The sequence below is a fragment of the Salmonella sp. SAL4457 genome (assembly GCF_046548235.1).
Taxonomy (GTDB): Bacteria; Pseudomonadota; Gammaproteobacteria; order Enterobacterales; family Enterobacteriaceae; genus Salmonella; species Salmonella enterica.
On the sequence record NZ_JBGDZO010000001.1, the window covers coordinates 207,285 to 224,593 of the forward strand.

Genomic DNA, 17,309 nt, shown 5'->3' on the forward strand with positions numbered 1-17,309 from the left:
TTACTGATCTGTCTTAATCCGGCGGTTCATGTACTTCGCATACAACTCGTCCAACTCTTTCAAGCGCAGTGAGAAAATCCGCATCATGTTCTGCTGCTCCTCCTCTGGTAGCTGACGATATAGCTCAAGCAATCGCTGCTCGTCTGGCTTTAATCCATTCTGCTCGCTAACCTCTTCACCTAATAGCCATGGTACTGATACACCAGCAGCATCCGCTACAGCGAGCGCTGACTCCTTGCTCATGGCACCTTTCTTGAACCAGCCATTAACGGACTGCGGCGTTATTCCCGCAACCCTGGCCATATCAGATTTTGTCATCCCGCGGCGCGTTAACTCTGTCAGGCGCTCTACAAGAATCGGGTTAAGTAATTTTTTCGCTGTCATGTCAGAAGAATAAGCCTTTTGCTTATAAAATAAAATTCGCCTGGGACTTGATTTAATTTTAAGTCTAAGGCTTAATTTGTTCGTGTATCTTTTGGAGACCATCATGAACGGATTAGAGAAAGCCATCAAAAAAGCAGGTAATGCCAGCAATCTTGCAGCCTTACTGGGTATTAAACCCATGTCGGTAAGCCGCTGGAAGACACGTTACAACGGTGCTGTCCCACCAGGCCGCGTATTACCGATTTTCAAGATAACGGGCATCACACCTCACGAACTGCGCCCTGATATCTACCCAAACCCAACCGATGGCTTACCAAGCCAAGAGGCATCAGCCAAATAACCATAGAGGATATTTACCCATGGAGAACGCAATTGCACGAAAGTTAGACCCACCAGAAATCAACCCGATTGAGATAGAGAGTGTCCTGCTCAACCGACTTGCATCAGTAGGGCAGAAATCATACGCCGAGCATATGGGCATCAGCGAGTCGACAGTCAGCAGGCGTAAAGCTGAGGGATATTTCTGCAACATGGCGAAAGAGCTGGCTTTTCTTGGGATTCAGGCCGCGCCACCTGAGGCGGTACTGGTATCCAGAAACTATCTCACAGCCGTAGAGATTCTCGCTGATGCCGGGCTAAAGGCTGAACGAGCCAGGCCGGATGCGCTGGGGTGGGACTGAAAATGGCAGCAACCAAAAAGGCGAAAGCCGCGGTGAGGGGTCACCAACGGCTTTCTGGTGCAATTCATTGCGAATTCATTGCGGGGAAATTATGTCAGTAACCAGTATCGAGGTAAACATCCAGCCAACCCACAAATGCTCTTTTTGCGGAAAGACGAATGTTGAAGTGGCTGGCGTTTCTATCTGCCAGAAATGCGTCTTTCAGTGCGTTGATATTGTCTTTAAATACGCAGAAAAGACGAACTCTCCAACGTATTAAATTCAGGGGTATCTATGCAAAGTTCACCATGTGGCTTAAGGCTTCTCTCCAGTAGCGCATTCGTATGCCTTAGTGAGGGCGTCGATCAGGCGAGGAACTTCCCCTACGTGCATCTCAATTTCTCGGCAGATATTCAATTCTTCCGAATTAACACCAGGGCAGTGATTGATAGAAATTGTAAGCGAATTGTCATGCTCATCGTATCTGACAGAAATTTCAGGTCTGTGCGGTGTTGCTATGAATTTGTTCATTTTAACTCCATGGTCTGTAGGTATTTTATGGCTGCTTTACCTTACATGCAATTGTACATAGCTGATTATCTGGCAGATACCATGCATCTGTCTACAGAGGAGCATGGGGCTTATTTGCTGTTGATGTTTAACTACTGGCAAACGGGGAGAGCTATTCCGAAAAGTCGTTTAGCAAAAATTGCACGACTTGATAACGAGCGTTGGATTTCCGTTGAAGAGTCGTTAAGTGAGTTTTTTATCGACAATGGTGAAGAATGGATACATGAACGTATTGAACAGGATTTGGCATCTGTTCATGCGAAGCTGGAACAACGTTCTGCCGCAGGAAAGGCCTCAGTAGCAAAGAGAAAAGCCAATAAAACAATGAAAGTTGAACGAGAAAGCAACGTGTGTTCAACGCTCGTTGAAAGTTCGTTAGAGCGGAATGCTAACGGAAACTCAACTAATAAAGATAAGAATAAGAATAAAGATCTAAAAGAATTAAAAGATCCCCCTAAATCCCCCACGGGGGGAGATAGAAATAATTTTAATCCGCTTTCGATTGAATTACCGGAATGGCTATCCCCGACTCTTTGGGCGGAGTGGGTGGGTTATCGCAAACAACTTGGTAAGCCAATTAAAACCCTGCAAGGGGCCAACGGCTCGATTAATAAACTCGCAGCATACAGGACGCAGGGGCATAGCCCTGAGTTCGTGGTGAAACTGACCATGGAAAATGAGTGGAGGGGGCTACTTGTTCCTGAGGGAACTGCGAGCAAAAAGCGTCGTGACGTAAACGAAATATCTCAACCTGATAATTCGATCCCTACCGGATTCAGGGGGTAACGATGAAAAACGTAATCGGTACTGGCGGTGCGCTTGATCGCCTGAAAAGAATTATCCCAGCCAGTGTGCAGCCGAAATTCTCGACTGCTGATGAGTGGCGGGCATGGCAGGAAGCCGAAGGGCGTAAACGCAGTGAAGAGCTTGACAGGATGAATCAGAAATCCCGCACCGAGAAGATTTTCGGGCGATCTGGCATTCAGGATCTCCATCGTAGCTGTACGTTTGCCAACTACGAAGTAAGCGGGGAGGGGCAGCGAAAAGCGTACACGATGGCAAAAAGTTATGCCCAGAACTTCGGTAGTGGATTTGCGAGCTTTGTGTTCAGCGGTGGTCCGGGAACCGGGAAAAACCATCTTGCGGCGGCAATCGGAAATCATCTGCTGGCCGGCGGTCATAGCGTTCTGGTGGTAACCATTCCTGACCTGATGCTCAGGGTTCGTGAGTGCTACGACGGTGGGCAATCAGAAGCGTCCCTGCTTGATGACCTTTGCAAAGTTGACCTTCTGGTACTGGATGAAGTCGGTATTCAGCGCGGGAGCAGTGGTGAGAAGGTCATTCTCAATCAGGTTATCGATCGCCGTCTCTCATCGATGCGACCTGTTGGCGTTCTGACGAATCTTAACCACGAGGGGCTGTTGGATTCACTGGGCGCGAGGGTTATCGATCGCCTCCAGATGGACGGAGGGATGTGGGTGAATTTTGACTGGGGAAGCTACCGGAAAAACGTTAGCCACCTCCGGATCGTGAAATAAGGGGTTAAAAATGGCCCGACCAAAAACACACAGAGAGCGGATGATTATTCTTGAGCGGATTATCGGTCTGGTGAAAGAGCAGGGGCGCATCACGACGAACGACGTCGTTGCGATTTTCGGCGTGCACAGAACCACGGCGGAGAAATATCTGCAGATCGCGTTAGTGCGCGGAGGTTTCATCCGCCACGGGCGGTGCGGCGTTTTTCGTGACCAGCGGGCAGTAATTGATTATGACCTGAAGCGTTATAGCTGCAACAAGACAACCGGATTTTCAGCGCTACCGGCACTGGAGAAAAGCCAGGTAATGCAGGTTTATGGAGCATCCAAAATGAGCATCAACAAGGGGGGAGCCCAATGAGCTACATCAAAGGTCCGCTTATCAGCAGTCAGCGCTACCTCGACAAGGCAAAGGTAAACGACAGAGCGGCAAGATTTAAGCGTTTTATCGTATCTGTTTACCCGATAGTTCTGCGTGGGCAGCAATACACCATCCTGATGGATGGCCACCACAACTACGCGGCGGCAAAACTGGCTGGCATAGAACCTGATTACCGACCAATCACCAAAAAGGTGCAGCGTATTCTCGGTGAGATGTCATGGCGCGAGCGTGAGGCATTCTTCATCAACAACGTTACAGACAGCAACTACTACTTTGTTGAAACAGGCGAAGTGGTTCATGAGTTGGTTATGCCTGACACGTCCTGCAAATTCCAGGCGCACGCAGGTAACCAATGGATTTTTGGAGGTGCCGGGAACTTGCGTTCAGGAATACGTGAAGCTTGAACGACCGCAAGAAGCGCTGGCAGGCAACTCTCCGGTAACTCCGGATGGCTGGATAAGCTGTAGTGAGCGAATACCGGATGGCAAAACGGGCGTTCTTGTTGCCAGAGAGTTTGACAGGAAAGGTGACTGGCGAATGAAATGGGCGACTTACATTCCGGGGCATCCTGACACTAATGATGGATGGCTAATTCCTGGGGCGTCGTGGAAACCATCACACTGTATGCCGCTACCGGAGCCGCCGCAGGAGGTGAAGTGATGGGCGCCAAGAGGGAGAGGTTAGCATAAACATTAATCAAGGCTCTTAGGGGCCTTTTATTCTATGATAAACGGACTTTGTTTGAGGGTGACACCATGAAGCCGAAGAAGCTAAATGCTAAGCAGCAGTACCAATTAGACCTTGAATTAGTCAAGAAGAAGCCTGCGAACCGGACAGAGGCAAAAGCACATTTAGCGGCACAGTTACGGATTAGCAGGTACAAGTCGCAGACCTCCTCCAAAATTCGCGTTGGCAGTTTCAGGGGAAAAAAGAAGGTGCATTTCAGTAAGGCCGAAGAAGATGCTAGGGCGGCACTAAATAAAGCAAATGCCATTAGATTTTCTGAAGGGGAGGTTGAATCCGTTGATACAGATCGAATCTCTGAGAGTAATAAACGCTGGCGTGGGAGAACTGCTGACTAATGTCTGACTGGAATATTGCAGCACAATCAAAAGACAAGCAGGACAACGAGGCGCTCAGTTTTACCTACGAATACGCGTTTGCCCCGGAAAACCGCTACAAATACTAACCCGCTGCGGCGGGTTTTTTCGCCTAAAATCTGATATGAAACAACACGCTAGCCTTTGCAAAAAGTGCTATTCACCCCTTGAATATTCTTTCTAACAGGTATACTGTGTTTATATACAGTAGTTAAATGTAGAGGGAATTATGAAAATTGAACTTGTTATCAGCCGGACAAAACAGCTTCCGGAAGGTGCCGTTCCTGCGCTTGAAAAAGAATTAATTACCCGTCTCCAGAATCAGTATGAAAACTGCAACTTAACCATCCGTCGAGGCAGTCAGGATGGTCTGAGTATCGTCGGTGCTGCTGATGGCGATAAAAAACGTATACAGAGCATTCTGCAGGAAACGTGGGAAAGCGCTGACGACTGGTTTTATTAACATTGCGCTTAATGCTGGCGCGCATTTTTCAGAATACCGCAATTTGCGTATCCCTTTGATGCTGCTGCCGACAATTTTTAACCGCGTCTGTACATCGCCTGAAGGGAGAACAAAAATTGAGTAATTCAGCTTTGCAAAAATCAGAAGATAGCTGGTATGACATTGTAAGAAGATCTGATGGCTGCGTAGTGTTTAGCTTTCCATCATCAGGCAGGCATCTTATCTATCGTGTAAATGGCATGGTATCTATGCGTCCTTTGCTGGATGATGAAGAAGTTTTTACTCCCAACGGTTTTATGCATTTTATTCGCCGTCTCGGCTACCGGGTAACACCACCTTCTGATAATATGAAATCAACGGCCTGAACAACCGTTAACCTTCTGCGCCACGGAGAATACCATGGCGCACGAATTACAACTCATCAAGCAGTCATCTGGAATTCTGATCCCCGCAACGCCGGAGACCAGTGATATTCTGCAATCAAAAATCAAACTCGGTGCCGTGCTGGTGGCTGAGTTCCGTCAGGTGAGGAATCCTGCATTCCATCGCCGCTTTTTCGCGTTGCTTAATCTTGGGTTTGAATACTGGGAACCCACCGGCGGCGCCATTTCTGCCAATGAACGCAAACTGGTAAACGGTTATGCAAAGTTTCTCGCTGCATATGGCGGGAATGAGGGCGCATTACTGGATGCGGCTGAACAGTATCTGGAACAGATTGCAAACCGCCGGGTAACAAACGGGATTAGCCTGTGTAAATCATTCGATGCCTACCGCGCATGGGTGACGGTTGAGGCTGGTCACTATGACGCCATCCAGCTGCCGGACGGCACCCTTCGCAAACATCCCCGCAGCATCGCTTTTTCCAGTATGGATGAGGTCGAATTTCAGCAGTTGTATAAATCTGCGCTTGATGTTCTCTGGCGCTGGATTTTATCACGGACATTCCGCACGCAGTACGAGGCGGAGAACGCCGCCGCCCAGCTAATGAGCTTTGCGGGGTGATGGCGATGAAATACTCCTGGTTCCATCATCACGACTGCACAACCGAGCAGGCCGACACGCTGGTATCGGATTATCAGAAGCGGGGCGTAAGGACAGAAAAGAGCCTGAACCCTGACTTCATTACCTGGACTGTCAGCGCGAAATTACCTGAATATGCACACCGGGTGCGGACGCCAAAATCCTTACGCCAAAAGGTCTGGGGGTGAACATGGCTAAATTACCGCGCCGTAAGTGCGCAAACAAAGAATGCCGCCAGTGGTTTCACCCGATACGCGAGGGGCAGATCGTTTGCTCGTACCAGTGCGCCAGCGCCGTCGGCAAAGAACAGACCAGAAAAGCTCGCGAAACCGCGCAACGTAAGGCGCAATCCCTTCAGCGCGCCGCTGAGAAAAAAGAACGCGCCGCCTGGCGCCAGCGGAAAGCCGCGGTTAAGCCGCTGAAACACTGGATTGACTTGACGCAGCGCGCCGTAAATGACATTTGCCGCGAAACCGAACTGGCAGAAGGACTCGGTTGCATCTCCTGTGGAACGAAGACGGCGTTCGCATGGCATGCAGGCCATTACAGGACTACGGCCGCCGCGGTGCATCTGCGCTTCACTCGCTTCAACATCCATCTTCAGTGTGATGTCTGCAACGTCTACAAATCAGGGAACATCGAAGCATATCGTACCGCTCTGGTTGAGCGTTACGGTGAGGCGGCGGTGCTGGCACTCGAGAACAATAACACCCCGTACCGCTGGACGGTCGAGGAGCTGAAGAAAATCAGGCTCGCGGCTCTGGCGGATCTGCGTGCGCTAAAAAAGCTGGAGGCCGCATGAAACCAGAACTGATCGAGATACTCCGCATGCGCTGGCAGCGCCTCCGCATTTACCGCCGTCCGGGGTCGGTGTTGGTTGACTACCGCATCCTGCGCAATTTTGTTCGTATTTATCAGTTCACAGGATTTACTCAATGAACACTCAATACCTCCAGTATGTACGTGAGCAGCTAATGGTAGCGACAGCCGATTTAAGCGGGGAGACTAAAGGGCAGCTTTTGGCCTGGCTGGAGAACGCGCAATTCGACACGAAAAACTATCCCCGAAAAAAACAGCGTATCTGGGACGAGGAAACAGAAAGCTGGATAACGTTAAATAACCCGCCAATCCCCGGCAAGCAGTCGCTGGCGAAAGGAAGCGCTATCCCGCTGGTGAAGCCTGTGGAATATTCCACTGCCTCATGGCGCCGGGCGGTTCTTTCACTCGATGAACACTACAAGGCGTGGTTGTTGTGGAATTACAGTGAGAATACCTGCTGGGAACACCAGGTCGAAATAACACGTTGGGCGTGGTGCGAGTTCAGACAGCAGCTTGCAGGGAGGAAGATGGCTGGCAAGACAGTGGAACGGCTGAAGAAACTTATCTGGCTTGCAGCGCAGGATGTCAAATCTGAATTAGCCGGGCGTGAGGTTTATCAATATAAAGATTTAGCGGGCCTGGTAGGCGTTAGCGAAAAGAACTGGTCAGAAACCTTCACCAGACACTGGCTGACCATGCGCACGATATTTCTGCGTCTTGATCAGGCGTCTCTTTTGAGTGTATCGGATTCGCGTTCGGAACAGGTGGCTTTCAACCTATACGCACTTAATTGACACAAAGAGTTATCCGGGGCTATATTCCCAGTACGCCAGCAAAATCTGGCGTCGGGATTGGCGTCCCGGAATTTCACCGCGACAGAGACACGCCGCGAGCGTGTTTTTTGTTGTCGTTTGTATACGCGCATCTGAATTATGGTGGGGCGTATGGGGGAGCCGAAAGGCTCGCCGGTCGGTGATCCGGTTACGCCAACCCTGTACGTCTCACCACCCAATCCGATTGGCGTCGGCGGTGGTGATAAACAAAACAATCACCGGAGGGCGTCATTATGACCACTCAAATCTCTGTCGAAACTCTTTCCCCGATTATCCATAACCAAATTCCCGTTATTACTACCGAACTTTTGGCGCAGTTATACGGCACAAAAATCAAAAACATTTCTGATAACTTTCTGAACAACACCACGCGATTCGTTGTAGGAAAGCATTTCTTTAAAATTGAAAAAAGCGAATTACGCGAGTTCAAGAACAGACCCGAAACAATCGGGTTAGTTGGTAAAAATGCCCGTTCCCTAATCCTCTGGACAGAACGCGGCGCTGCCCGCCACGCTAAAATGCTCGAAACCGATCAGGCATGGGAAGTATTCGAGAAGCTGGAGGATTGCTATTTCAACCAGAAGCAACCTGTTTCAGCACGTCAGTCCCATCCCGCGATTCCATTTCCGAAAGAACGGCGTTTCATTGTAACGGTGTCCCCTGACGGTACTGTTGATACCCAACCTCTGCCTGACGACGTATTTATCGGCAAAGTATCGAGCATATTAAGTGACCTTCGCCAGATGGGGTGGATAATCATCAAACGTGACCGGCTGGTTGAGACACTGGCGACGTGGTGATTGCAAAACTGGATTAAAACGGCTATATTTTATGTAAATCTGATATCGTCGCCATAGCTTCAATCGTCGACCAAACAAATTCAAGCCCGAGGTTAACGCCTTGGGCTTTTACTTTTCTGGGGGGAATACATGAAAATTTACGCATGCCACTTTCACCCTAATGGTTTTTTCATTAGCACTGAGGCTCAGCATGATTTCTGGTTTTTCCTTGGTCCACTAATTGGATGGGGGCGATTCTCTATGATCCGCTCCGACAAAGAATTCACACCGAGCGGAGGAATTTTTCAATTATCGGAAGTGCTGCCGGCAAATTCAGAACCCCCTTCGTCAGTAATTGAAGGGTCAAATGTTTTATGGCATCTGACGGAAGCTCTCGAAGTTTTGAAATCAGCCCGGATTTTTTCTCATCAGGAAGATTTGCAACACGAATGATATCTTCCAGGGCGGTGATAGTACTGTCATGAAATTTAACTGTCTGAACATTGAGGATCGCTCCAAGCCCACCGTCATCGCGGATAAAGTCAATGCCTTTATGGGTTATCGCCGGACGGTTCACCAGGTGATATCCAACAGCGCCTTCTTGTAATCCGCTAAATATAAGCCCATGCTTTTCCAGATACAGAAGGTTTGCTGTAGTGACTTTTTCATCGGGAAAAGACGATAAAAGTTCTTCGAGTTGTTCATTTGTTAATTCTTCAGGATAGGCATCGTATAAACCCTGAAGAAAGAGGCGTTGCCTGGGGCGATCGAATTTATCCATTTATGCATTCTCTTGTCTGATGGGATTATTTTTGGCGATTTAACAGTATCAAATACAGGGTATACGCCGCCAGACGCTATCTGGCTCATATTCACAGGCTGCGCTATTGCGCGGCCTTTTCTTTTTCCACTTACCCGACATCCGGGTAGTCCATTTCCCGGACAGGGGAAGTTATGACAATGGATAAACATACGACATGGCTGGCCTACCTGTGGGCGTTTATCAGTGGACTGTTTGCTCAATGGACGCTGAATGACTACGGCGCGTTGATTGGCATCATCCTCGGTATCGGAACGTTTCTGGTTAATCGCCACTACAAACAGCAATCCGCGCAGGCGCAGAAAGACCAGGTGGCAGCGATGGAGAAGCGTAATCAGATACTGGAGCAACTGGCCAGCAGGCCGGACAGTTCGCTGAAATCGCTGGTACTCACCGCAGAAGAACCGGAGGGAAACGATGGCGCTAAGGACGAAAGTTAAAGCCCTTCTGGCTGGTGGCGCGAGTGCAATAGTGATAGCGGCAGCGCTGCTTGGCGGTCATGACGGTCTGGAAGGCAGGCGCCACGAACCTTATCGTGACGTGGTGGGCGTACTTACCGTATGTGATGGGCATACGGGAAAAGACATTATCCCCGGCAAACGCTACACCGATGCGGAATGTGATGCGCTACTGAATAAAGACCTTGCGCTGGTGGCTGCTCGCGTAGATCCACTGATTAAGGTCAGTATCCCGAACAGCGAAAGAGCCGCGCTCTACTCCTTTGCTTACAACGTTGGTACTGGCGCGTTTGCCAGGTCAACCCTGCTGAAAAAACTCAACGCCGGCGACCGCGCCGGAGCCTGTAACGAGCTTAAACGCTGGACGTATGCAGGCGGTAAGCAGTGGAAAGGGCTGGTAACGCGTCGCGAGATTGAGCGCGAGGTGTGTACGTGGGGGCTGAAATGAACCGCATAAGCACGGGCGTAATAGCCTCATTGTTGATTGTGGTCGCGGCGCTGGCATGGGCAACAGACCATTACCACAGTAACGCGGTACGGTTCCGGCAGCAGCGGGACACCGCCACTCACAACCTGAATCTGGCGAACGAGACTATCAGTGATATGCAAACGCGCCAGCGTGACGTTGCCGCCCTTGATGCCAGATATACAAAGGAATTAGCCGATGCACAGACCAGGAATGCTGATTTGCAGCGCCGCCTTGCTGCTGGTGGCCGGGTGCGCGTCGAAGGACGTTGTACAGTGCCAGCCAGCACCGAAACCGCCAGCACCAGCCGCGTGGGCAATGCTGCCACCGTCGAACTCTCTCCAGGTGCTGGACAAAACGTTCTCGATATCCGCGCCGGGATCATCAGCGACCAGGAAAAACTGAAGTATTTGCAGGAGTACATCCGGACGCAGTGCAAATAAAAAAAATTCCCCGCAGGAGGGAAAACGGAACTGGCCTGCAGGGTGTCATAAAGAGCACAAAATGTCTTATAAGGGGATATACGGACATATGTCGCATACCATGGTACTGAAGAAAAAGACCTCATGTATCAACGCAGCGTAACCAGACGCTAAAAACTGGTACACCTCATGAAAATAACCCAGTGGCTGAAAAGCCTCGTCCATACGGAGCAAAGAGAAATGCCGGATATGAAAGATATCGTCACCGACGACATGGTGAAAAACGCCCTCAAATCAGACACGGTAACCACCACGGTTAAAACGCAGATTAAATCTACTCTGGATCAGCAGATTGACGCCGCTGTAGATACCGCATTGACCGATATTCTCGGTAGTGATGATGATAATCCGGTTACGCAGTAGGTGAGATCAGGCATTACAGCAGCCCTTCAGTGAGGGGCTGCGATAATGGTTAATCACAGGGAACATAATCATGGCAAAACCGGACTGGGGAGCACTGCAACACCAGTTCCTCGCCGAGCATGCTAAATCCGGTATATCCCCAAAAGACTGGTGTGAAGCGCAGGGACTGAATTACGCTACAGCCCGCCGTTACATCAAGAAACCGACTGCGCAAAGTGCGCAAAAAAATGCGCAGAAAAAAATGCGCACTGCGCAGGCAAAAAAAAGCGCAGAAAAACTTCTTAATAGTGAACTCACTCCCCAACAAAAACGCTTTGTCGCTGAATACCTCATAGACCAGAACGCAACAGCCGCAGCCGAACGCGCTGGTTACAGTGATGCAAGTTACGGAAGACAGCTCCTCACAGTACCTCACGTTGCGCAGGCAATTGCGCAGCAGCAAAGAGATTCACTTGTGCGCACTTTGGCGAGTGCAGATGAAGTACTCGAAAAGATGTGGCAACTCGCCACATTCGACGCTAACGAAATTTCTCAATATCGCCGGGGGTGTTGTCGTTACTGCTGGGGATTTGGCTATCACTATCAGTGGCGTGATGTGGTCGAGTTCACAGAGCAAAAGGAAAAAGTCGCAGGAAAAGAGGGCGCGAAAGAACCGGACGATGCTGGTGGATACGGCTACAACCACAACCGCGAGCCTAACCCTGATTGTCCCCGATGTAATGGTGATGGTGTAGGACGACCTCATTTCGCTGATACCACCAAACTGTCCCCGATAGCCCGCCTTGCTTATTCCGGTACGAAACTGGTGAAGGGCGGTATCGAGATATCGACCATCAGTCGCGAAAAAATGTTTGAAGCGATTATGCGGCGCCTGGGGCTGGCTGAATCCGAACTGGCGCAACGGCTGCTGGATCTGGAAATCCGAAAACGCACCGCCGAAGCTGAACGTCTGGAACAGGAAGTTGAGCTTAAGCGTAAAGGCAAGGGCAAAGACGACGAGCCGACAGTGGTCATTAAACTGGTGAATTCCCCTGATGGCGACTGAACATGTTATAGAGTTCCTGCCGTTCCATGCAGGGCAGAAGAAAATTTATCGTTCTCCGGCTAAGCGAAAAGTTATCCGCGCTGGTCGCCGCTTCGGTAAAACCACCATGCTTGAACAGGCGGGCGGTAACTGGGCGGCGCGGCAGATGCGCGTAGGCTGGTTTGCGCCGTCCTATAAAATCCTGCTGCCGTCGTTTAAGACCATCCGTGATCTGTTAAAGCCGATCACGATTAGTTCCAGTAAGACCGATTCGATTATTGAACTGATTGGCGGCGGTCTGGTTGAGTTCTGGACGCTGGATAACCCCGATGCCGGGCGTTCCCGTAAATATCACAAAGTCATTATTGATGAGGGCAGTCTCGTCAAAAAGGGCATGAGGGATATCTGGGAACAGGCCATTGAGCCGACGCTGCTCGACTTTGACGGCGATGCGGTGATGGCCGGTACGCCGAAAGGCGTTGATGACGAGAATTTTTTCTATCAGGCCTGTAATGATAAATCGATGGGCTGGGAGGAACATCATGCGCCGACTGCGGCTAACCCGACAATTAATCCGGCGGCGCTGGCCCGAATTATCGATGGTCGCCCTCCGCTGGTGGTTCAGCAGGAATACAACGCTGAATTCGTGGACTGGCGCGGGCAGAACTTTTTCAAGCTCGACTGGTTGCTGGAGAACGGCGCGCCTGTTGATTATCCGTTTTCCTGCGATACGGTTTATGGTGTCGTTGACTGTGCGCAAAAGGGAAAACTCCAGAACGACGGATCCGCGTGTATCTGGTTTGCGCTGGATAACCTGCCGTCGCCACACCTTATCATTCTGGACTGGGACATTATCCAGATTGACGGGTATTTCCTGAAAGACGTTGTGCCGCAGTGGGAAGGTAAAGCTAAACACCTTAGCGAAATCTGCCGCGCCCGTATGGGGCCCACAGGCCTGTTTATTGAGGATAAGGCAACCGGCATCACCCTGTTACAGCAGGGCGCTAACGAGGGCTGGAACGTCCACCCTGTCGACAGTGAGTTAACGTCACTTCCCAAAGAATCCCGCGCCATCAACATTTCTGGTTATGTGGCGTCCGGGAAGGTACGCATTTCTAAATACGCCTTTGACAAAATCGTTGAGTACAAACAGTCGAAGAAAAACCATCTTCTGACGCAGGTACTCCAGTTCATCATTGGTGAAGAAAACCAGGACGACGATCTGTTTGACTGCTTTAACTACGGCGTCGCGCTTGGTCTTGGTAACGGAGAGGGGTTCTGATGCAGGACGACGACGATATTTGCATGGGCAGCAATGCTGGCGTCCTCAGCAAGATTCTGGAGGGCGGGAGCATTGAACCCGGCGCGCAGGCGGGTTATGAGCTCTGCAAGCTGATTTATTTGTTTCATCCGCTGGGCGGAAAGATGGTCGACCGCCCGATAAAACTGGCGATGTCGGAACCGCGAACTGTACATGTTACTCGTGGACCTGAAAGGCGCCTGCGTGAAGCTTTCGAGCGCGAGTGGAAAGCGATTAAAGCCGATCGCATCATTGCCAATACAGCGCGCCAGTCCCGAATTTACGGTGTTGGCGCTGTGGTGATGCTTGTCGACGGAGAGCCAACGAACGAAGCTGCTGAGTTTGAGTCGCTGTATAAAAAGTCCATCACTTTTAACGTGCTGGACCCGATGAATACTGCTGGCTCAATTGTGATGAATCAGGATCCAAATTCCGCTGACTTTCAAAAGGTCGGGAATGTAACAGTCGCCAGTAAGCCATATCACCATAGCCGGTGCTGTGTGATGATGAACGAGGATCCGATTTATCTGGCCTACACGCCATCATCATTCGGCTTTGCCGGGCGCAGCGTTTATCAGCGCGCGCTGTATCCGCTGAAATCATTTATTCAGTCCATGCGCGCTGACGACATGGTGACGATTAAAGCCGGACTGCTGGTGGCGTTCATCAAACAGGCCAGCTCTATCGTCAATAACATGATGCAGAAAATGTCCGGCATTAAGCGCTGGATGCTGAAACGCGGTGGCAATGGTGATGTATTGCAGGTGGGGGAACACGACAAAATTGAATCTCTCGACATGCAGAACCTGGAAAAACCGCTTGATACCGCCCGTAATCACATTCTGGCGAATATTGCGACGGCGGCAGACATGCCCGCGATTCTGCTCAACAGCGAGACGTTTACGCGCGGATTTGGCGAAGGTACCGAGGATGCAAAAGCGGTTGCCCAGTATATCGACGATGTGCGCAAAGATTTACAGCCGCTGTATGATTTTTTTGTTCGCATCGTTCAGTACCGGGCGTGGTCGCCTGAGTTTTTCGAGGCGCTGAAAAACGATTTGCCGGAATACAAAAGCATCAGTTGGGAGGCGGCTTTCAGTTCCTGGGTGAACAACTTTGATTACGTCTGGCCGTCATCGCTGAAAGAGCCTGAAAGCGAAAAAGTTAAAGTCGATGAAACACGCTTTAAGGCGATTACTGAGATGTTGACTGTGCTGTTGCCACAACTCACCAAAGACCCGCAAAACAGGGCGACACTCATTAAATGGGCCTGTGAGAACGCCAATATGAACGAAAACCTGTTTGCGGATCGTCTGGAACTGGATTACGAGCAGCTTGAACAAAATCCGCCGGATGTAACACCGCCTGGTGAGGGGAATTTTGATGAACTCCTTTCTGAAAGAGCTGCGTGACGCGATTAAATTCTTTCTGGAACATGGTTACAGCAGTGAAGAAAGTCTGATTATGTGGACTGAGCGCCTGCGTAATGCCACTGAGGATAAAATCGGCGGCGATGATTTTTACAGATATGTGTCCCGGCGTCTGACTGCTGCTTACGATCTGGAAGTTGGCCGGGAGAGGGCGCTTAAGCGTCATCCTGGCGTCAGCCGTTTCACACTGAATTATCTTGAACCAAAACTGCGGGCAGAGCTGGACAGGCGGATTATGGCTTCTGCCGACCTGATAAAGCTGAACCGTACACAGGCTGTTGACCGGACAATTCAGCGTTTCAGTGGCTGGGCAACCAGCATTCCTCCCATTACATCGATAAGTCCCGGTTTATCCGCTTCATCGCGTTCTGGCGTGGTTGCCACAAGCCAGCATATCGCCAAATCAGCGCGGCAGATTGATTTTGAACGGCGCCGCGTGATGGTGGACCAGACACATAAGCTGATTGCCAATATCGATAACATCATTGCGACCGATGGCGGGGCGATTGCGGCGGTGTGGCACAGCCACTGGCGCCAGCCCCATTATGACTATCGGGAACCACACAAAGACCGCGACCTGAAAACCTATGCGATACGCGGTAACTGGGCGTTGAAGAAAGGATTTATGAAGGCGGGGCCGGCTGGCTATCTCGATGAAATCACTCAACCGGGCGAAGAGGTATTTTGTCGTTGTTACCTGACATATATCTACAACGTGCGCAGTCTGCCGGATGAAATGAAAACCGAGAAATGGCGAAAATTTACTGAGGGGAATATGTCAGTCGGTCGCCGAACAGCAAATTTTGAAGGCTTCAGAAACGGAGGATAAGTGAACACCTACGCTGCCGGGATCCTGTTTAAGTCTGGCGGGAAAATATTTCTGGTTAAGCGTGGGGATGATGGTTCGTGGGCGGTACCGGGCGGAAAACTCGAAGAGGGGGAGACGCCTGAAGCCGCGGCAAAGCGTGAAGTGCTGGAAGAATGCGGGTTTGATTATTCCGCACCGCTGACGCCTCATACCCTGATTGATGGCTATGTTACCTACCTCGCTGATGATGCTGAGCAATTCGACGCGGTACTGAACGATGAAAATCAGGCCTGTGGCTGGTTTTCTCCGGATGAACTGCCGGAACCGTTGCATCCCGGCATGGTGGCAATGCTTGATGCCGAACCACTCAATGAAAAGGACGTTGCCGGGCTTATTGCCGACGGGCAACTCACATCCCCGCAGTTTTTCAGAAATATGTACCTGTGGGCGCTGCGTATCACCGGAACGGGTGTTACCTGGCGTTCTAAGTTCAGGCAATACGCTTACCGTTCTCCCGAGAATTACCTCACTGATGATTTCCTCGCCCGGTGCTCTGGCCTGCCGGTGATCTGGCTGCACCCGGAGAAAAACACGCTGAACAGCGAGGAGTACGCCGCGAGGACTATCGGTGCGATTGCATTTGCCTGGATCCAGGGTGATGAGGTGTGGGGAATGGCCCGCATCTACGACACTGACGCCGCCACGATTCTTTCAACGCGGCAAATGAGTACATCCCCCACGGTGACGGGCGGCGATGACGTTCTGATCAACGTCGACGGCGAGCCGCTGCTGCTGGAGGGGACCCCTGTTTTACTGGACCACCTGGCTATTTGTGAGCAGGGCGTCTGGGACAAGCTGGGGGAACCGACGGGAGTTAAATCCGACACACTTTTGAACGAGGTCCAGAAAATGGATGAAGAAAAAGTATTAGCACTCATTAACCAGGCGCTGGACGCTCGCGAAGCCCGCGCAAAGGCCGACGCCGAGGAAAAAGCAAAAGCAGATGCTGAAGCAGCAGAAAAGGCGAAAGCTGATGAAGATGCCGCCCGTCTCAAGGAAGAGGAAGAAAAGGCGAAGGCTGACGCCGAAACAAAGGCCAAAGCGGACGCGGAGGCAGAAGAAAAAGCCAAAGCGGATGCCGAACTGGAAAAAATCCGCGCAGACATGGAAGAAATGAAAAGTCGTGTACCGCAGGAACTCAGCGATGAAGAGCGCAATGAAATCGCTGATACCCAGTGTAAGGCCGACAGCGTGTTTGCTTCATTTGGTGAGCGCGCGCCGCAGCCGATGGCGGGAGAACGCGCTATGCCATACCGCCGCCGCATCATGACTCGCCTGCAAAAATATTCTTCAGACTATAAAGAAGTGGATCTGCATGCCATCGCAGACAGCCAGCTCCTGAGTATTGCGGAGAAAAAAATCTATGCCGATGCGCAGGCATCAGCGGCATCCAGTCTGGAGCCCGGTGCCGGGTTACGTGAAGTCATCCGCACCGACGCCACCGGACGCCGTATCAGTACCTTTATCGGCGATCCGTCCGCAACATGGGCACCGTTCCAGGCCGTCAGCCGCAAAGTCGCTGGCATCAAACAGTAATCAACCGGAGAACAATAA

26 protein-coding genes and 1 pseudogene are annotated in these 17,309 nt (G+C 50.8%); 25 read left to right on the plus strand and 2 right to left on the minus strand.

Annotation, left to right across the window (positions count from 1 at the left end; all coding sequences use genetic code 11):
* Nucleotides 1-384 carry a helix-turn-helix domain-containing protein gene (locus ACLJNW_RS00970; RefSeq protein WP_000125524.1) on the minus strand — a complete coding sequence of 128 codons (384 nt, stop codon included), beginning with the start codon at nucleotides 382-384 and terminating at the stop codon, nucleotides 1-3.
* A gap of 103 nt (nucleotides 385-487) precedes the next feature.
* Between ACLJNW_RS00970 and ACLJNW_RS00975 the strand changes: the two genes are divergently transcribed.
* The 16 genes and pseudogenes from ACLJNW_RS00975 (at nucleotide 488) to ACLJNW_RS01050 (ending at nucleotide 8,565) form a co-directional block, all read left to right on the plus strand.
* On the plus strand, nucleotides 488-724 hold the full coding sequence (locus ACLJNW_RS00975; RefSeq protein ID WP_001013670.1) for a transcriptional regulator: 237 nt from the start codon (nucleotides 488-490) through the stop codon (nucleotides 722-724).
* Nucleotides 690-1,064: a CII family transcriptional regulator gene (locus ACLJNW_RS00980; protein WP_001574095.1), complete on the plus strand. Its 375-nt coding sequence runs from the start codon at nucleotides 690-692 to the stop codon at nucleotides 1,062-1,064. The genes ACLJNW_RS00975 and ACLJNW_RS00980 overlap by 35 nt, the downstream gene beginning before the upstream one ends.
* A gap of 537 nt (nucleotides 1,065-1,601) precedes the next feature.
* A complete protein-coding gene (locus tag ACLJNW_RS00985) occupies nucleotides 1,602-2,399 on the plus strand; it encodes a YdaU family protein (RefSeq protein WP_024132164.1) in 798 nt (265 codons plus the stop codon).
* Nucleotides 2,400-2,401: 2 nt separating this feature from the next.
* Nucleotides 2,402-3,151 carry an ATP-binding protein gene (locus tag ACLJNW_RS00990; protein ID WP_000800008.1) on the plus strand — a complete coding sequence of 250 codons (750 nt, stop codon included), beginning with the start codon at nucleotides 2,402-2,404 and terminating at the stop codon, nucleotides 3,149-3,151.
* Between the two features lie 10 nt (nucleotides 3,152-3,161).
* Complete coding sequence (locus ACLJNW_RS00995) at nucleotides 3,162-3,509, plus strand: DUF977 family protein (RefSeq protein ID WP_023181106.1); 348 nt, start codon at nucleotides 3,162-3,164, stop codon at nucleotides 3,507-3,509.
* Complete coding sequence (locus ACLJNW_RS01000; protein ID WP_023226038.1) at nucleotides 3,506-3,934, plus strand: ParB/RepB/Spo0J family partition protein; 429 nt, start codon at nucleotides 3,506-3,508, stop codon at nucleotides 3,932-3,934. The genes ACLJNW_RS00995 and ACLJNW_RS01000 overlap by 4 nt, the downstream gene beginning before the upstream one ends.
* Before the next feature lie 7 nt (nucleotides 3,935-3,941).
* Nucleotides 3,942-4,190 (plus strand): annotated as a pseudogene (locus ACLJNW_RS01005) (DUF551 domain-containing protein); the annotation flags it as partial.
* 95 nt (nucleotides 4,191-4,285) lie between these two features.
* A complete protein-coding gene (locus tag ACLJNW_RS01010; RefSeq protein WP_023226036.1) occupies nucleotides 4,286-4,612 on the plus strand; it encodes a hypothetical protein in 327 nt (108 codons plus the stop codon).
* A gap of 247 nt (nucleotides 4,613-4,859) precedes the next feature.
* Complete coding sequence (locus ACLJNW_RS01015) at nucleotides 4,860-5,093, plus strand: DinI family protein (protein WP_024154569.1); 234 nt, start codon at nucleotides 4,860-4,862, stop codon at nucleotides 5,091-5,093.
* A 116-nt stretch (nucleotides 5,094-5,209) separates the two neighbouring features.
* Nucleotides 5,210-5,458, plus strand: a complete 249-nt coding sequence (locus ACLJNW_RS01020; protein ID WP_014343878.1) for a hypothetical protein — start codon at nucleotides 5,210-5,212, stop codon at nucleotides 5,456-5,458.
* A 34-nt stretch (nucleotides 5,459-5,492) separates the two neighbouring features.
* Nucleotides 5,493-6,095 carry a DUF1367 family protein gene (locus tag ACLJNW_RS01025; RefSeq protein WP_024154570.1) on the plus strand — a complete coding sequence of 201 codons (603 nt, stop codon included), beginning with the start codon at nucleotides 5,493-5,495 and terminating at the stop codon, nucleotides 6,093-6,095.
* Nucleotides 6,095-6,301, plus strand: a complete 207-nt coding sequence (locus ACLJNW_RS01030) for a hypothetical protein (protein ID WP_001241022.1) — start codon at nucleotides 6,095-6,097, stop codon at nucleotides 6,299-6,301. The genes ACLJNW_RS01025 and ACLJNW_RS01030 overlap by 1 nt, the downstream gene beginning before the upstream one ends.
* A 2-nt stretch (nucleotides 6,302-6,303) precedes the next feature.
* Nucleotides 6,304-6,915 (plus strand): recombination protein NinG, encoded by a 612-nt coding sequence (locus tag ACLJNW_RS01035; RefSeq protein WP_134938864.1) that lies wholly within the window; start codon nucleotides 6,304-6,306, stop codon nucleotides 6,913-6,915.
* Nucleotides 6,912-7,052 (plus strand): YlcG family protein, encoded by a 141-nt coding sequence (locus tag ACLJNW_RS01040; RefSeq protein ID WP_000801757.1) that lies wholly within the window; start codon nucleotides 6,912-6,914, stop codon nucleotides 7,050-7,052. Before ACLJNW_RS01035 ends, ACLJNW_RS01040 begins: the two co-directional genes overlap by 4 nt.
* Nucleotides 7,049-7,726, plus strand: coding sequence for a bacteriophage antitermination protein Q (locus ACLJNW_RS01045; RefSeq protein WP_024154624.1), 678 nt, complete (start codon nucleotides 7,049-7,051; stop codon nucleotides 7,724-7,726). The genes ACLJNW_RS01040 and ACLJNW_RS01045 overlap by 4 nt, the downstream gene beginning before the upstream one ends.
* Before the next feature lie 272 nt (nucleotides 7,727-7,998).
* The gene (locus tag ACLJNW_RS01050) at nucleotides 7,999-8,565 is read left to right on the plus strand and encodes an ORF6N domain-containing protein (RefSeq protein ID WP_024154625.1); all 567 of its coding nucleotides are present in this window, start codon (nucleotides 7,999-8,001) and stop codon (nucleotides 8,563-8,565) included.
* Between the two features lie 262 nt (nucleotides 8,566-8,827).
* Here ACLJNW_RS01050 and ACLJNW_RS01055 read toward each other — a convergent pair whose 3' ends face one another.
* Nucleotides 8,828-9,325, minus strand: coding sequence for a hypothetical protein (locus tag ACLJNW_RS01055; protein WP_024154626.1), 498 nt, complete (start codon nucleotides 9,323-9,325; stop codon nucleotides 8,828-8,830).
* A 173-nt stretch (nucleotides 9,326-9,498) separates the two neighbouring features.
* Between ACLJNW_RS01055 and ACLJNW_RS01060 the strand changes: the two genes are divergently transcribed.
* The 9 genes from ACLJNW_RS01060 (at nucleotide 9,499) to ACLJNW_RS01100 (ending at nucleotide 17,291) form a co-directional block, all read left to right on the plus strand.
* A complete protein-coding gene (locus tag ACLJNW_RS01060) occupies nucleotides 9,499-9,804 on the plus strand; it encodes an HP1 family phage holin (protein WP_246751041.1) in 306 nt (101 codons plus the stop codon).
* Entirely contained in the window at nucleotides 9,782-10,270 is a 489-nt protein-coding gene (locus tag ACLJNW_RS01065; RefSeq protein ID WP_024154628.1) for a lysozyme, read from the plus strand. Before ACLJNW_RS01060 ends, ACLJNW_RS01065 begins: the two co-directional genes overlap by 23 nt.
* Before the next feature lie 5 nt (nucleotides 10,271-10,275).
* On the plus strand, nucleotides 10,276-10,731 hold the full coding sequence (locus ACLJNW_RS01070) for a lysis protein (RefSeq protein ID WP_371063713.1): 456 nt from the start codon (nucleotides 10,276-10,278) through the stop codon (nucleotides 10,729-10,731).
* 168 nt (nucleotides 10,732-10,899) lie between these two features.
* On the plus strand, nucleotides 10,900-11,133 hold the full coding sequence (locus ACLJNW_RS01075) for a DUF826 domain-containing protein (protein WP_246751040.1): 234 nt from the start codon (nucleotides 10,900-10,902) through the stop codon (nucleotides 11,131-11,133).
* Nucleotides 11,134-11,203: 70 nt separating this feature from the next.
* Nucleotides 11,204-12,178: a terminase small subunit gene (locus tag ACLJNW_RS01080; RefSeq protein WP_024154631.1), complete on the plus strand. Its 975-nt coding sequence runs from the start codon at nucleotides 11,204-11,206 to the stop codon at nucleotides 12,176-12,178.
* Entirely contained in the window at nucleotides 12,168-13,439 is a 1,272-nt protein-coding gene (locus tag ACLJNW_RS01085; protein ID WP_024154632.1) for a hypothetical protein, read from the plus strand. Before ACLJNW_RS01080 ends, ACLJNW_RS01085 begins: the two co-directional genes overlap by 11 nt.
* A complete protein-coding gene (locus tag ACLJNW_RS01090; RefSeq protein WP_001150142.1) occupies nucleotides 13,439-14,869 on the plus strand; it encodes an anti-CBASS protein Acb1 family protein in 1,431 nt (476 codons plus the stop codon). The genes ACLJNW_RS01085 and ACLJNW_RS01090 overlap by 1 nt, the downstream gene beginning before the upstream one ends.
* A complete protein-coding gene (locus ACLJNW_RS01095) occupies nucleotides 14,841-15,716 on the plus strand; it encodes a hypothetical protein (protein ID WP_010835735.1) in 876 nt (291 codons plus the stop codon). Before ACLJNW_RS01090 ends, ACLJNW_RS01095 begins: the two co-directional genes overlap by 29 nt.
* Nucleotides 15,717-17,291, plus strand: a complete 1,575-nt coding sequence (locus ACLJNW_RS01100; RefSeq protein ID WP_038803955.1) for an NUDIX hydrolase — start codon at nucleotides 15,717-15,719, stop codon at nucleotides 17,289-17,291.
* Nucleotides 17,292-17,309 lie beyond the last annotated feature (18 nt).

Excerpts from the sequence above, each read along its gene's own strand:
- ACLJNW_RS00970 (WP_000125524.1), bottom strand. The coding sequence starts at position 384 with ATGACAGCGAAAAAATTACTTAACCCGATTCTTGTAGAGCGCCTGACA.
- ACLJNW_RS00975 (WP_001013670.1), top strand. The coding sequence starts at position 488 with ATGAACGGATTAGAGAAAGCCATCAAAAAAGCAGGTAATGCCAGCAAT.
- ACLJNW_RS00980 (WP_001574095.1), top strand. The coding sequence starts at position 690 with ATGGCTTACCAAGCCAAGAGGCATCAGCCAAATAACCATAGAGGATAT.
- ACLJNW_RS00985 (WP_024132164.1), top strand. The coding sequence starts at position 1,602 with ATGGCTGCTTTACCTTACATGCAATTGTACATAGCTGATTATCTGGCA.
- ACLJNW_RS00990 (WP_000800008.1), top strand. The coding sequence starts at position 2,402 with ATGAAAAACGTAATCGGTACTGGCGGTGCGCTTGATCGCCTGAAAAGA.
- ACLJNW_RS00995 (WP_023181106.1), top strand. The coding sequence starts at position 3,162 with ATGGCCCGACCAAAAACACACAGAGAGCGGATGATTATTCTTGAGCGG.
- ACLJNW_RS01000 (WP_023226038.1), top strand. The coding sequence starts at position 3,506 with ATGAGCTACATCAAAGGTCCGCTTATCAGCAGTCAGCGCTACCTCGAC.
- ACLJNW_RS01010 (WP_023226036.1), top strand. The coding sequence starts at position 4,286 with ATGAAGCCGAAGAAGCTAAATGCTAAGCAGCAGTACCAATTAGACCTT.
- ACLJNW_RS01015 (WP_024154569.1), top strand. The coding sequence starts at position 4,860 with ATGAAAATTGAACTTGTTATCAGCCGGACAAAACAGCTTCCGGAAGGT.
- ACLJNW_RS01025 (WP_024154570.1), top strand. The coding sequence starts at position 5,493 with ATGGCGCACGAATTACAACTCATCAAGCAGTCATCTGGAATTCTGATC.
- ACLJNW_RS01030 (WP_001241022.1), top strand. The coding sequence starts at position 6,095 with ATGGCGATGAAATACTCCTGGTTCCATCATCACGACTGCACAACCGAG.
- ACLJNW_RS01035 (WP_134938864.1), top strand. The coding sequence starts at position 6,304 with ATGGCTAAATTACCGCGCCGTAAGTGCGCAAACAAAGAATGCCGCCAG.
- ACLJNW_RS01040 (WP_000801757.1), top strand. The coding sequence starts at position 6,912 with ATGAAACCAGAACTGATCGAGATACTCCGCATGCGCTGGCAGCGCCTC.
- ACLJNW_RS01045 (WP_024154624.1), top strand. The coding sequence starts at position 7,049 with ATGAACACTCAATACCTCCAGTATGTACGTGAGCAGCTAATGGTAGCG.
- ACLJNW_RS01050 (WP_024154625.1), top strand. The coding sequence starts at position 7,999 with ATGACCACTCAAATCTCTGTCGAAACTCTTTCCCCGATTATCCATAAC.
- ACLJNW_RS01055 (WP_024154626.1), bottom strand. The coding sequence starts at position 9,325 with ATGGATAAATTCGATCGCCCCAGGCAACGCCTCTTTCTTCAGGGTTTA.
- ACLJNW_RS01060 (WP_246751041.1), top strand. The coding sequence starts at position 9,499 with ATGACAATGGATAAACATACGACATGGCTGGCCTACCTGTGGGCGTTT.
- ACLJNW_RS01065 (WP_024154628.1), top strand. The coding sequence starts at position 9,782 with ATGGCGCTAAGGACGAAAGTTAAAGCCCTTCTGGCTGGTGGCGCGAGT.
- ACLJNW_RS01075 (WP_246751040.1), top strand. The coding sequence starts at position 10,900 with ATGAAAATAACCCAGTGGCTGAAAAGCCTCGTCCATACGGAGCAAAGA.
- ACLJNW_RS01080 (WP_024154631.1), top strand. The coding sequence starts at position 11,204 with ATGGCAAAACCGGACTGGGGAGCACTGCAACACCAGTTCCTCGCCGAG.
- ACLJNW_RS01085 (WP_024154632.1), top strand. The coding sequence starts at position 12,168 with ATGGCGACTGAACATGTTATAGAGTTCCTGCCGTTCCATGCAGGGCAG.
- ACLJNW_RS01090 (WP_001150142.1), top strand. The coding sequence starts at position 13,439 with ATGCAGGACGACGACGATATTTGCATGGGCAGCAATGCTGGCGTCCTC.
- ACLJNW_RS01095 (WP_010835735.1), top strand. The coding sequence starts at position 14,841 with ATGAACTCCTTTCTGAAAGAGCTGCGTGACGCGATTAAATTCTTTCTG.